The organism is Corynebacterium gottingense, from assembly GCF_003693265.1.
Lineage (GTDB): Bacteria > Actinomycetota > Actinomycetes > Mycobacteriales > Mycobacteriaceae > Corynebacterium > Corynebacterium gottingense.
Genome location: NZ_RDRE01000027.1, coordinates 1 through 12273 on the forward strand (window position 1 = coordinate 1; position 12273 = coordinate 12273).

The window sequence follows — 12273 nt, forward strand, 5'->3', positions numbered from 1 at the left end:
GCCTTCAACGCCGACATGATCGTCATGGGCTCACGCGCCAAAACCTCCAAGAAGCGCTTCCGCCCCACCTCCGTGGCCGAGGAGCTCATGCACTCCTCCACCCTGCCGCTCGGGCTGGCGCCGAAGCACGTGAAGCTGTCCAAGAAGGGCATTACGCGCGTGACCTACGCGCTCATTGACTCCGACGAAATCTCCGGCACCGGCACCCGCGACCGCTTCCCCGGCCTCGCGTACGCCGCCTCCCTCGCCTCCGTCATCGGCGTGCCGCTGCGCATTGTCGCGTTCTCCCCCGACGAGCGCAGCTCCGAGTTCTCCCACGAGCTGGCCGCCTGGAACGAGTCCACCCTAGGGCTGCTCGACCGCGTCCGCGACCAGGCCTTCGAGGTCTCCGACTCGCTGGACGTGCAGACGCTGCTCGCGTCCGGGCGGGGCTGGAAGCGCGCCGTGGACAGCGTGAAGTGGAAGAAGGGCGACATCATGTGCCTCGGCTCCCAGCCGTCGGGGCAGCTCAAGCGTGTGTTCGTGGGCACCCGCGAGGGCGAGTTCATCCGCTTCGCGCCGGTGCCCGTGGTCATCTACCCGCGCTCGGACGCGGAGGGCTAGCCCATGCAGGACCACCCAGAAAACGACCTGCACTCGGGGGCCGACCGGTTCAGCAGGACCCGGCCGGAGCCGCGGGACTTCGACGCGCTCGCGGACGAGCCGGACCCGGCCGAGGTGGCGGAGCGGAACCGGAAGTCGACGCGGCAGGCGCTGGGGTTCACGGTGGCGTCGATAAGCTTTTGCCTGCTCTTTGGCCTGGTGCTGTCGTGGATTCCGGGCGTGAGCGAGACCTGGTGGGCGGTGCTCACGTCCATCCCACCGGTGGCGGCGCTGCTCGCTTGCGCCGTGATCATGGTGCGCAAGCTGAACCGCTACGAGCGGTGGGTGCCGTGGATGGGCGTGTTCTGGCTGCCGCTCGTACCGTTCACCATGGTGTGGCTGATCATCACGATTGGGAAGCTCGCCGTGTAGCGCACTCCGCGCAGTACGGGTTCTCCTCCCGGCACTCGGGGCAGCTCAAGTACTGGACGCGGCACTCCGGCTCGTTGGCGCAGTTGTAAAACTGGTTCGTGTCCGCACCGCAGTGCACGCAGTGACCCAGCTGGACGTAGTTTGGGTCGTCGGCGCCGCCGCCGAACTCGGTGTGCATGCGCTTGTCAAAGACGTAGAGGGACCCCTCCCACAGCCCGGAGTTGCCGTACTTCTCGCCGTAGCGGACGATGCCCCCGTCGAGCTGGTACACGTCCTCGAAGCCGCGGTTCTTCATCAGGCTGGACAGCACCTCGCAGCGGATGCCGCCGGTGCAGTAGGAGACGACGGGCTTGTCCTTCATCCAGTCGTACTTGCCGCTGTCCAGCTCTTTGATGAAGTCGTGGGTGGTCTCCACGTCCGGCACGACGGCGTCCTTGAACTTGCCAATCTCCGCCTCGCGGGCGTTGCGGCCGTCAAAGAAGACGACGTCAGGGTTGTTGGCCACCAGCTCGTTGACCTCCTCCGGCGTGAGGTGCGTGCCGCCGCCGACGACGCCGTGGCTGTCCACCTTGAGCTCGCCCGGCGCGCCGAAGGACACGATCTCCTCGCGCGCTTTGACGGAGAGCTTGGGAAAGTCCCCCTTGCCGCCCTCGGACCACTTGAACTCGATGCCGCGGAAGTACTCGCGCGTCTTTTTCGCGTAGGTTTTGCACGCGTCGATCGGGCCGCCGACGGTGCCGTTGATCCCGTCTTTGGAAACGATGATCCTCCCGTACAGGCCCAACCCCTCGCACAGGTCGCGCTGCCACAGGCGCACCGCGTCCGGGTCCGAGATGGGCTGGAACTTGTAGTACAGGAGGATCTTGCTAACGCTGGCCACGGTTACCGGCCATCAGATCTTTGTACGCCACGGCGTCGCGCGTGTAGACGCGGCGGTGGGTGCCCACTTTGTGGCCGGCAAGGCGGCCATCGTCAATTAGCTTGACCACAAAGGGGCGGGAGACGCCGAGCAGGTTGGCCACCTGCTGCGTCGTCATCTCCTCCTCCGGTCCGGGGGCGGGGATGAGGCGCCCCTCCGCAATATCTTCAATAATGTCGCGCAGCCACACCGCGGTCTCCTTGGGCAGCGTGACGCTGTCCTCAGAGTGGGTGCGGGCGCGGGAGAGATTGCCGTTGAGGTCCGCCAGGGCCTGCTCCACCGGTGAGAGCTTCTCGTCTTGATCCATGCCCAACATCATACGAACAAGACGCAACGGGCGCAATACCCGAATTACCCGAATTACCCAACCTAGCGCTTGTGGTACAGGCGCTTCTTCCAGTAGTTCGGCTCGGAGGTCACCAGAACGCCCAGGTTACGGAAGATTCCCTCGTCCACGGAGCCGAGGATGGTCGTCGTGTGGGCGTCGCAGCCGCGCAGATTCCGCAGCTGCTCAAGCGCTGCGGCGGCGTCCGCACTCGAAGCCGCCGATACGGACAGGGCGATCAGCACCTCGTCCGTGTGCAGGCGCGGGTTCACGGAGCCGAGGTGCTTCGTCTTCAGCGTCTGGATCGGCTCGATGGAATCGGGCGAGAGGAGGTGCACGGAATCGTCGATACCCGCGAGCTCCTTCAGCGCGTTGAGCAGCACGGCGGCCGAGGGGCCGAGCAGGTCCGAGGTCTTGCCCGTGACGACGCTCCCGTTCGGCAGCTCCAGCGCGGCGCCCGGCTGGCCGGTCGCCTCCGCCACCGCGAGCGCCGGCGCGACCACCGGGCGATCCGACGTAGTCACCTCCGCCTTGCGCATGACGTTGGAGATGCGGTCCGACTCGGTCGAATCGGCCTCGGTGCGGCGCTCCTCCACGAGGGTCTTGTAGTAGCGGCGGATGATCTCCTGCTCCGCGGCGTGGCGGCACGCGGTGTCGTCGGAGATGCAGTAGCCGGCCATATTCACGCCCATGTCCGTGGGCGACTGGTACGGCGTCTCCCCTGTGACCTCGCGCAGCAGCGTCTTCAGCAGCGGGAAGACCTCGATGTCGCGGTTGTAGGAGGTGACCTTCTCCCCGTACGCCTCCAGGTGGTACTGGTCGATCACGTTGATGTCTTCCAGGTCCGCGGTGGCCGCCTCGTAGGCCAGGTTCACCGGGTGCGACAGCGGCAGGTTCCAGATGGGGAAGGTCTCAAACTTGGCGTAGCCAGCGGGGATGCCGCGCTTGTGCTCGTGGTACACCTGGCTCAGGCAGGTGGCCAGCTTGCCGGAGCCCGGCCCCGGCGCGGTCATCACGATGAGGTCGCGGGAAGTCTCCACGTAGTCGTTGCGGCCGAAGCCGTTGTCGGAGACCACCGTCGCCGTGTCGTTGGGGTAGCCCGGGATCATGTAGTGGCGCGACACCTTCAGGCCCAGGCGGCCGAGGCGCTCGAGGAAGGCTTCGACGTTCTCGTTGTGGCCCTCCAGCTGCGTGACCACCACGTTTTCCACGAGGAAGCCGCGGTCGCGGAACACGTCCACGAGGCGCAGCACGTCATCTTCGTAGGTGATGCCCAGGTCCGCGCGCACCTTCTGGCGCACGACGTCGCCGGCGTTGAAGCAGATGACAATCTCCACTTCGTCCTTGATCCGGTCCAGCATGGCGATCTTGTTGTCCGGGGTGAACCCGGGGAGGACGCGGGAGGCGTGGTGATCGTCGAAAAGCTTGCCCCCCATCTCCAGATAGAGTTTGCCGCCGATTTCCCGCCTGCGGGCGGTGATGTGCTCGGACTGCATCTGAATATATTTCTCTCGGTCAAACCCGATCTTGTACGGCATGGAAGCAATACTACAATCTGCGCCATGAATCTTGCGGAGCGGCACTTTGCCTGAAGGTCACGTCATCCACCGTCTGGCCACGCGCCTGAACGACGACTTCCGGGGCGCACCCATCGCCGCCTCCTCGCCCCAGGGGCGCTTCGATGCATCGCTTATCGACGCCCACCCGCTCCTCGCCGCACGCGCCCACGGCAAGCACCTGTTTTTGGAGTTTGCGCCGGCGACCGTGCACATCCACCTGGGCCTCATCGGCTCGCTGCGCTTCGAGCCGGCCGAGGACGTGTGGGGCCAGATCCGGCTGCGGCTCGTGCCGGATCGTGGGAGGGGCGCGGTGGCGGCCAACCTGCGCGGGCCGCAGACCTGCGCCTACCTCAACCCGGCGGAGGTTGCCGCCATCTTAGAGCGCACTGGCGAAGACCCGCTCGACGCGGGCGCGGACCCGGACGCGCTGTGGGCGCGCGTGCACCGTTCGAAGCGCACGATCGGCTCGCTGATGATGGACCAGGCCTACTTTGCCGGGGTGGGCAACATCTACCGCGCAGAGCCGCTGTTCCGGCTCGGCCTCTCCCCGTTCACACCGGGGCGGGCGCTGGATCGCGCCGAGTTCGACGCGCTGTGGGCCGACCTAGTGCACCTCATGCACTACGGGGTCGAGCACGGCCGCATCGACACGGTGCGCGACGAGCACGCGCCGGAGGCGATGGGGCGCGAGCCCCGCAAGGACGACCACGGCGGCGAGGTCTACGTGTACCGCCGGGCAGGCCAGCCCTGCTACGTGTGCGGCGACGAGATCGCGCTGCGCAAGGTGGAGGGGCGCAACCTGTTCTGGTGCCCCACCTGCCAGCGCGACTAGCCTGGCCAGTATGTACGCCTGCACCTTTACTGTCGCCCAGGTCCGCGCTGCCGAGCAGCCGCTATTGGACGCGCAGACTTCGCCGGACGAGCTCATGCAACAGGCCGCGCACGCCGTGGCCCAGGTGGCCCGCGCGATGGCGGAGCCGGGCTGCCGGGTGCTCGCGGTGGCCGGACCGGGCGGTAACGGCGGCGACGCCCTCTACGCCGCCGCGGAGCTGGCCATGTCCGGCTACCAGGTGGACGCGCTGCTGGTGGCGGGCCGCGCGCAGGAGCGGGCGCTGGCGGCGCTGCGCAACGCGGGCGGGACGGTGGTAGAGCATGGTGACTGCGCGTATGACCTGGCCATCGACGGCATGACCGGTATTGGTGGTACTGCGGGACTGCGCGCGGAATATGCAGAGGTGGTGGAGGCGCTGCGGGGGACGCGCGTGCTCGCGGTCGACGTGCCCTCCGGGGTCGACGCCGACACGGGCGAGGGCGGCGAGCTCCACGTCACCGCGGACGCGACCGTGACCTTCGGCGGGTTCCGGCGCGCCCACGTCCTTTCCGCCGCGTGCGGGGTGCAGCTGATTGCGGACATCGGGATCGGCGGCCGCCACCTCTACGAAACGCTCGTGGACACGCTGCCCGAGTGGTCCGCCGACGGGCCACCGCTGCTCACAGCAAACCGCGCCGTCACCCCGGACTTCCCTCTCCCCGAGGGGATGCGCACCCTACTCCCTGCGCCCGTGCCGTCGGTGGAGCCCGGCGCGTCCGACGACAAGTACTCCGGTGGCGTAGTGGGCATCCGTGCGGGCAGCGGCACGTACCCGGGCGCGGCGCTGCTGTGCACGGCGGGCGCGGTCAACGCCACCCCGGCGATGGTGCGCTACGCGGGCCCGCAAGCCGCCGAGGTCGTACGCGCGCACCCGGAGGTCGTCGTCGCGGATTCCGTGGATGCGTCCGGCCGCGTCCAGGCCTGGGTGTTCGGCCCCGGCGCGGGCACCGACGAGGCGGCGGCCGCAGAGCTGCGCGCCCTACTCAGCGCCCCGGAGCCTTTGCTTCTCGACGCCGACGCGCTCACCCTCCTTGCCACCCACCCCGACCTCCTGTCCGCCCTGCGCGAGCGCGACACCTACACGGCGCTCACTCCGCACGACGGCGAGTTCGCCCGGCTGCGCGAGGCCGCGGGCCTTTCCGCGGATTCGCGGATGGAGGAGACGCTCGCCCTCGCCGCACACCTCGGTTGCGACGTCCTGCGCAAGGGGCGCGCCACACTCATCTCCGACGGCCACCTCGTCTACGGCCTCGACGCCGGGCACTCCTGGGCCGCGACCCCGGGTTCCGGCGACGTGCTCGCCGGCATTGCGGGCGCACATCTGGCCCGGCGCGCGGAGACCTCCTCGCTCATTTCGGCCGCAACCGTGCACGCCGTGGCCGCGAAGCTGGCCTCCGCTACCGAGTACGGCGATGCCACCGCGCCCGCAAGCCGGATCGCCACGTTTGTCCGCGAGGCTACCGCTCTACTGACCACAACGACTCTGGAGGCGAACAATGCTTGATGCCGCGATCATCGGTGGTGGCCAATCTGCACTCGCGACCGCTTACTACCTGCGCAAGTACAAGGTGGATTTCACCATCTTCGGCGACCGTGCTGCCGGCGCTTGGCCGACGTACTGGGATAACCTCACGTTGTTTTCCCGCGCGGAATTTTCCAACTTGCCCGGCTGGCCTATGCCCGCCTTCGACGGCTATCCGCCGCGCGACCACGTCGTGGACTACCTCACGCGTTACGAGCAGCGCTACAGCTTCCCCGTCGTTCGTGAGCGCGTGGAGCAGGTCACGCTTGCCGACGCCACGTTCACCCTCCACCCCCAACGCGTCACCGCCCGCAACGTGATCATGGCCACCGGTAACGTTCCGTTCGTCCCCCACTACCCGGGCACGTTCCCCGGAGTGCAGCTGCACGCCTCCGAATACCGCAACCCGCAGCAGTTGGCGGGCAAACGCGTCGCCGTGGTGGGATCCGGCGATTCCGGTGCGCAGATCACCGCCGACCTGGCGCTGGGCGGGGTTGATGTGGTGTGGCTGACCCGCCACGCGCCGCGTTTCATGCCGGACGACGTGGACGGTTCGGACTTGTTCCGCCGCAACCGTGAACGTTTCGTCGCTATCTCACAGGGCAAGCCGGACCCGGGCGGGGCCGACTTCGGCGGCGACATCGTCGTGGTGCCCGAGGTACGCCGCGCCCGCGACGCCGCGCTGATGCGCACGGAGACGATGCCGGACACGCTTGATGAGGTTTCGGCACTTGGGGTCGAGGCGATCGTGTGGGCCACGGGGTTCCGCCCGGCGCTCGGGCCGGTACGCGGCCTGGACCGCAACACCCCGGGGCTGTGGTTTGTGGGCTACAACCGCATCAACGGGCCGGGCGCGGCCACGCTGGGTGGCGTGAGTCCTTTTGCCAGGGACGTGGCTCAGGCGGTGGCGGGGCGTCGATAAGCACTCGCCCAGGTCATTGCGGCCCAGACCGCTGGGACGCCGGGGACGACGATGAGGAGGTAGTAGGGCCACTTGCCAAAGAGCTCGAGGATGGACCAGCCGCGCGGGTAGCCGGCGAGGAAGCCGTAGTTGCCGCCGGTGATGCGGTTGGCGGTGGCGGCGAAACCGGCCCAAGCGACGGTGATGGCGGTGGTAATGCGCCAGTCGCGCCAGGTGGGGCGGTAGCCGAGGCCGAAGGTGAGTACGGTCGGGACGACGAGGGCGGCGCTGTGGAAGAACCAGTACGCGAATTCCTGCAGGCCCGGGAAGTCCTGGACGTACGCCATGTCGGGGAAGAGCAGTGCCATGGGGTTCAGGAGGAAACCCCAGTAGAAGGACAGGGCGGCTGCGGTGGGATTGTCGGTGAGCAGCGCCGTCGGGGTGATAACGCGGAGGAAGTCCGTGATGTGGAAGGGGGCGGTTTCGTCCCACACGATGTTGCTCGGCGCGAGGACCCAGCAGTAGTAGGCGAACACAAGGATGCCCAGGACGGCGCCGGCGATCTTGCGCGCCGCTTTCACCACGTTGTGGGGCAGGTTGCGGGTCGCGACGACGAGGATGCCGCAGCAGAGAATGAGGACCACGAGTACGGAGAGGTGCCGCGAGTCGTACTGTGTCATCGTCCGGTAGGTGCGTCCGTTGCGCGACGTCCAGTCCGGCGGTTGGAGCGGCTGTAGCTGCATGCAGGTAAGGATACCGCTATATGGCTGTCTAAGAATTACAATGGTGTAACTTCTCAGGTTCAGCCCGGCTACCTCGATCTGGACCATTAAGGGGCTACCCCCATATCGGGGCGTTTTTTACGCTATTGACAGGCGATATTCAATAACACCATATCGATCCACCGCTCCTTCCTGGCACTATGTGAATATACACGGTTATTGCCGTATTTATAAAGCGAACACGGCTCACGCAAATGCTTCCATTTATAAATTCCTCAGGTAACATAATCAGCGTGTTCAACAATCAGAGATTCGCAGCAGCAGCCACCGCCGTCGCCCTGGGCGCGTGCGCTGTCATTGCGCCACAAGCGCAGGGCGCAACTGTTGGTAGCAACGACTCTGGTTCGTGCCACATCCAGCTAAACAGCCAGGAGCAGCAGGAATACGAGCGCGTCGCGTTCGCTTCCACCAAGTTCAACCAGGATGACAACTGGCGCCAGGCCTTCGAGGTCGCGTTCCCTGCCGCCGACGACATCGCCGCCGAGTTCCAGGACGCCTACGAGAACGGCGGCCGCGAGTCCTTCAACGACAACCTGATGGACAACCTGAACGCGTGGGCCGACCGGATTTCCGCAGAAACCGGTGTCTCGCACGACGCGTCCTTCTGGTACTTCTCCCACCTGTGGAACAGCCTCGCTGTCTCCACCGAGCCGGACATCGCGCTGGTCAAATTCTGGGACGACGTGCACGACTCCCTCGACGCGGGCACCATCACCGCTTCGGAACAGGATGCCGCGTCTGAACCCGCCTTCCGCCCGGTCGCCCCGCTGGCCGTCCTGGAGCAGGAACGCAAGGCCCAGTTCCCGGAGCTGAGCCCGGTCCACGCGGCCGCGTGGACCGACGCCTTCGTGGAGTCGGAGGCCCTGTCCGACTACCGCAAGGGCGCCGCATTCGAGTCCGTCTTCCAGCAGGCCCGCCAGGAATGCGCAGAGGGCGGCGATGCCATCGTCCTGTTCCCCACCGACGGTGCAAACCCCGACGCGCAGCGCGCGGCGGAGAAGACCGACCAGGGCGCGGACGTGCTTCCCTCGGCAGAGCAGAACCCGCTGACCACTGAGCAGACTGACCAGCCTGAGCGCACCGAGCACGAAAACGGCACCGAGAACGGCACGACGACCACCGTCGTGCGGGAGAACGGCAAAACCACCGTCAACGTCTCCGTCACCTCGCGCACCAAGTCGCACACCGCATCGGAACCGACCGACAGGCCGGACAACAAGCAGGAGGACGAGCCCAAGGTGGACACCGCCGCCGCAGCCGGCAAGCACATCTCCGTTGACTCCGGCATCATCGCCGCTATCGTGCTCGCCCTGCTGGCAGCCATCGGCGGCGCAGCCTTCTCCTTCCTTGGCTAGACCCCGAGCAGGGCACCGATGAGAACGCTCGCCGCACTCGCCACCGCGACCGCACTGGTCTGCGGTGGCGTTGCCGTTGCGCCCATTCCCGCCGCGAGCGCGGCCACCTGCACGCTCACCATGGAGCCGGAGGCCTTCGGTGCGGCCAGCGACGCCGCGCACCTCTACCTCGAGCGCGAGGCAAACCTCATCTACGCCCGCTACGGATCCTTCGTCGAGGCATTCCCCGAGGTGCGCAGCGTCGAGTCCGGCGTGCGCCGCCGCATCCTCGAGGAAGCGCTAGGCATCTACATCGATGACGCCCACTTCGCCGACCCCACCACCACCGAGCACGCGTACGCTCTCGAGGCGTTCGCCGACCTCGGCCTGCCCGAGTCCGTGGCCAACTGGTACCTGCAGCGCCACTCGCCCACGCAGACCACCCACAACCCGCAAATCACCGAGGTCGAGCACTACAAGGACTTCGTCGCCACCGACGGCCAAGTGCCCGTGGGCAAGGACGCCCCGGACTGGTTCACCCCCACCGGCATGGCCACCGACCCGGAGGCGGTCGCCGAGCAGCTCACCCAAGAGTTCCCGGGCCTGATGCTTGCCGACGCCACGCGCTGGGCCGACACACTCACCTCCACCGCGACGTACGAGAACCTGCGCGCCGTCGACCGCTACGCCAATTACTTTGACCAGCAGGACGCGCAGTGTGAGGCGGACCACGCGGAACCGACCGAAACGCCGACCGAAACGCCGCAGCCGGAAACAGACATCATCCCCATCATCGCCGGGGTCCTCATGCTGCTGGGCATTTTCGGCTACGGAGCGTTCGCGTACACGCATTTCTACGCCTAGATTGTTCATGTGACCGATCTGCAGACACCCCAATCCCAGAAATTCCCTGTGGTCCCCCTCGCTGCGATGAGCTTCGCGGCGTTCGTCTACGTCACATTTGAGATGTTCGCCGTCGGCCTCATCTCCCCGATGGCCTCGGATCTCAACGTCTCCGAAGGCCAGATCGGCCTCCTGATGAGTGTGTACGCCGGCCTCGTCGCCATCGTGACCATCCCGCTCATGGCCGCCACCCGCAACATGAACCGACGCCCCCTCTTCATGGCTACGCTCGGCTTCCTGCTCGCGGGCATCATCTTGCAGGCGATCGCGCAGAACTACTGGGTGCTCGTGGCCGGGCGCGTCGCCGCTGCGCTCACCCACGGACTGTTCTGGTCACTGGTCAACCCGATGGCGGCGCGCCTGGCACCGCGCGGGATGACGGGCAAGGCGGTCGCGGCGGTCTCACTCGGCTCCACGCTCTCGCTGGTGGTCGGCTCCCCGCTCACCACCTCGCTCGGCAGGCTGATCGGGTGGCGCGGCTCCACCTGGGTCCTCGGCGTCGCGGTCCTCTTCGCGTTCCTGCTGCTGCTCAAGACGCTGCCCAGCATGCCGGCCATCCCGCCGACGCCGGCGGAGACCGCGCAGCAGCAGCGCTCCGCCATTCCCTCGCTCGTCTTCTACCTGGCGTTCTCCGTCACCGCGGTCTTCGCCACCTTCACCTACCTGGCGCTGCTCGTGGAAAACACGGCGGGGCACGCGTTCGTCCCCATCGGGCTCGGCGCGTACGGCGCGTTCGGCCTCGTCGGCGTCGTGCTCGCGGGCAATCGTGTCGACGTCCGCATGATCCGCCTCAACGGCTTCGCTGGGATCCTGCTCATTGTCGCCGCGCTCGTCGGGCTCATCGGCCTGCACACCGGCTCGGGCGTGATCATGTTCATCATGATCGCCATCTTCGGTACCGCGGCGGGCGCGCTGCCCACCGTCGCCACCACCATCTTCCTGTTCGCCGGCAAGCGCAACCAGGACCTGGCCAGCTCCATCTACGTGGTGACGTTCCAGGTCGGCATCGCCTCCGGCTCCGCGCTCGGCGCGGCGGCAGTGGACGCGGGCTACCTCTCCGGCACCCTCATCATCTCGCTGCTGCTCGCCGCGTGCGGGTTCGGCGTGCTTACGCTGCTCTCGCGACCGAAGCTGCGGTAACCTGCCCGTCCGCCACGCGGACGACCTCGTCGGCCGAGGAGATGAGCTCCGTGTCGTGGGTGACAAAGCCGCAGGCGATGTTGCGGTCCTGCACCAGGTTGCGCAGCAGGGCGACGATCTCGTGCGAGCGCTCCGAGTCCAGCGCCGCGGTCGGCTCGTCGGCCAGGATCAGCGACGGCTCGCCCATGAGCGCGCGGGCGATGCCGACGCGCTGGCGCTGACCGCCGGACAGCTGCTGCATCTTGCGGTCGCCCAGGCCCTCCAGGCCCACGGTGGCGAGCAGCTCGTCGGCGCGCTCCTTGCGCGGCTTCACGCCGCGGATGTGGTCGGTGACCAAGAGCTGGTCGCGGACGTTGAGGGCGCCGATCAGGTTTGCCTGCTGGAAAATCATGCCGATTTTTTCGAGGCGGACGCGGGTGTCCACGGGCGTGTCGTCGATAAGCACTGTGCCCGAGTCGGGCGTGAGCAGGCCCGCGGCCGCGGAGAGCAGGGTGGACTTGCCCGAGCCGGACTCGCCGACGATGAAGGTGAGGTGGCCCGGGGTGGCGCTGAAGGAGATGTTGTCCAGGGCGGTGAGGCGCTCCTGGCCGTCCTGGAAGGTGACGGTGACGTTGTCCATGGTGAGCATTTAGGCGATACCTCCGAGTGCGAGTTGCGGTTCGACGTTGGTGATGGAGCGGGTGGCAAACAGGGCACCGGCGAGGCCGAGGACCCAGATGAGCAGCGGCGGGCCGACCGTGGACAGCGCGGAGAGCGTGAACGGGACCGTGCCGCCGACGAGCGCACCAAAGCCGGTGGCGATGACGGCACCGAGGATCACGCCGACCGCCAGGATGATGGCGGACTGGCCGAGCGCGTCCTTGCGCAGGTAGCCGTTCGACGCGCCGATCGCCTTGAGGATGGCCAGGTCGCGGGTGCGCTGCATCGTCCACACGGTGAGGAAGGCGACGATGACCAGCGCCGCGATGGCGTACAGGAAGCCCTGGATCATGAGCAGGGAGCC

Annotated in this window: 13 protein-coding genes and 1 pseudogene; 8 read left to right on the forward strand and 6 right to left on the reverse strand. The window is 67.3% G+C overall.

What is annotated here, in order from left to right; genetic code table 11:
* Window positions 1-603, forward strand: a pseudogene (locus EAW56_RS10150) (universal stress protein); the annotation flags it as partial.
* A 3-nt stretch (window positions 604-606) separates the two neighbouring features.
* Complete coding sequence (locus EAW56_RS10155) at window positions 607-1014, forward strand: hypothetical protein (protein ID WP_095555635.1); 408 nt, start codon at window positions 607-609, stop codon at window positions 1012-1014.
* On the opposite strand, the gene trhO is transcribed toward EAW56_RS10155, so the two are convergent.
* The 3 genes from trhO to EAW56_RS10170 all read right to left on the reverse strand — a co-directional run bounded on the left by trhO (window position 989) and on the right by EAW56_RS10170 (window position 3796).
* Complete coding sequence (trhO, locus tag EAW56_RS10160) at window positions 989-1894, reverse strand: oxygen-dependent tRNA uridine(34) hydroxylase TrhO (RefSeq protein WP_122086406.1); 906 nt, start codon at window positions 1892-1894, stop codon at window positions 989-991. The two genes, EAW56_RS10155 and trhO, sit on opposite strands and share 26 nt — an antisense overlap.
* On the reverse strand, window positions 1881-2240 hold the full coding sequence (locus EAW56_RS10165) for an excisionase family DNA-binding protein (RefSeq protein WP_233125432.1): 360 nt from the start codon (window positions 2238-2240) through the stop codon (window positions 1881-1883). Before EAW56_RS10165 ends, trhO begins: the two co-directional genes overlap by 14 nt.
* Window positions 2241-2302: 62 nt before the next feature.
* Window positions 2303-3796: a DUF1846 domain-containing protein gene (locus tag EAW56_RS10170; RefSeq protein WP_122086407.1), complete on the reverse strand. Its 1494-nt coding sequence runs from the start codon at window positions 3794-3796 to the stop codon at window positions 2303-2305.
* 46 nt (window positions 3797-3842) lie between these two features.
* Here EAW56_RS10170 and EAW56_RS10175 point away from each other — a divergent pair, with 46 nt between their 5' ends.
* From EAW56_RS10175 to EAW56_RS10185, 3 genes are read left to right on the forward strand one after another with little or no spacing between them, the layout of a single operon-like run.
* The gene (locus EAW56_RS10175; protein WP_122086409.1) at window positions 3843-4649 is read left to right on the forward strand and encodes an Fpg/Nei family DNA glycosylase; all 807 of its coding nucleotides are present in this window, start codon (window positions 3843-3845) and stop codon (window positions 4647-4649) included.
* Between the two features lie 10 nt (window positions 4650-4659).
* Window positions 4660-6192, forward strand: a complete 1533-nt coding sequence (locus EAW56_RS10180; RefSeq protein WP_122086411.1) for a bifunctional ADP-dependent NAD(P)H-hydrate dehydratase/NAD(P)H-hydrate epimerase — start codon at window positions 4660-4662, stop codon at window positions 6190-6192.
* Complete coding sequence (locus EAW56_RS10185) at window positions 6185-7132, forward strand: NAD(P)-binding domain-containing protein (protein ID WP_122086413.1); 948 nt, start codon at window positions 6185-6187, stop codon at window positions 7130-7132. The genes EAW56_RS10180 and EAW56_RS10185 overlap by 8 nt, the downstream gene beginning before the upstream one ends.
* Here EAW56_RS10185 and EAW56_RS10190 read toward each other — a convergent pair.
* Window positions 7108-7854 carry a YwaF family protein gene (locus EAW56_RS10190; RefSeq protein ID WP_122086414.1) on the reverse strand — a complete coding sequence of 249 codons (747 nt, stop codon included), beginning with the start codon at window positions 7852-7854 and terminating at the stop codon, window positions 7108-7110. The genes EAW56_RS10185 and EAW56_RS10190 overlap by 25 nt on opposite strands.
* A 272-nt stretch (window positions 7855-8126) precedes the next feature.
* On the opposite strand from EAW56_RS10190, the gene EAW56_RS10195 reads away from it, so the two are divergent.
* From EAW56_RS10195 to EAW56_RS10205, 3 genes are all read left to right on the forward strand, one after another.
* The gene (locus EAW56_RS10195) at window positions 8127-9248 is read left to right on the forward strand and encodes a hypothetical protein (RefSeq protein ID WP_122086416.1); all 1122 of its coding nucleotides are present in this window, start codon (window positions 8127-8129) and stop codon (window positions 9246-9248) included.
* Between the two features lie 18 nt (window positions 9249-9266).
* On the forward strand, window positions 9267-10091 hold the full coding sequence (locus EAW56_RS10200) for a hypothetical protein (protein WP_095553793.1): 825 nt from the start codon (window positions 9267-9269) through the stop codon (window positions 10089-10091).
* Between the two features lie 66 nt (window positions 10092-10157).
* Window positions 10158-11270, forward strand: a complete 1113-nt coding sequence (locus tag EAW56_RS10205) for an MFS transporter (protein ID WP_122086418.1) — start codon at window positions 10158-10160, stop codon at window positions 11268-11270.
* Here EAW56_RS10205 and EAW56_RS10210 read toward each other — a convergent pair.
* Together EAW56_RS10210 and EAW56_RS10215 are read right to left on the reverse strand one after the other, a co-directional pair.
* On the reverse strand, window positions 11239-11898 hold the full coding sequence (locus tag EAW56_RS10210) for an ABC transporter ATP-binding protein (protein WP_122086420.1): 660 nt from the start codon (window positions 11896-11898) through the stop codon (window positions 11239-11241). The two genes, EAW56_RS10205 and EAW56_RS10210, sit on opposite strands and share 32 nt — an antisense overlap.
* Window positions 11899-12273: FtsX-like permease family protein (locus EAW56_RS10215; RefSeq protein WP_122086422.1), on the reverse strand; the 375-nt coding region annotated here is incomplete at its 5' end.